This is a genomic window from Streptococcus mitis (assembly GCF_946190375.1).
In the GTDB taxonomy this organism is placed as follows: Bacteria; Bacillota; Bacilli; order Lactobacillales; family Streptococcaceae; genus Streptococcus; species Streptococcus mitis_CJ.
In genome coordinates, this window is record NZ_CAMIAF010000065.1 from 1 (window position 1) to 324 (window position 324).

Below are 324 nucleotides of genomic sequence, written 5' to 3' on the forward strand. Positions count from 1 at the left end.
AAATCTTGAAAAAATTCGCCAGCAAGAAGGCAATACTCACCAGAGTTATAAACACATCGCACCAGTATACGCTATCGCAATTGTAGATAGTAACTACTTTCAAGATGATCAAGCTTTTCATAGCTTTAGTATGCGAGAGGACACGACAGGTGAGGTCTTAACCATAACAAATAACGGTCAAGAAAACCATCTGGTCAAGATGGCATTTTTGGAATTAAAAAAATACAGAGAAACCAGCAAAGACAAGGTTCGCAAGCCGTGGTTGGAGTTTTTTGGTAACAAGCCCTTTACCCAACAACCTGAGCGAGCCATCAGCCAGGCAGA

Annotated in this window: 1 protein-coding gene; it reads left to right on the plus strand. The window is 41.4% G+C overall.

What is annotated here, in order from left to right:
- The coding region (locus tag N8M09_RS10965; RefSeq protein WP_261065209.1) for a PD-(D/E)XK nuclease family transposase at positions 1 to 324 on the plus strand (324 nt) is incomplete at both ends.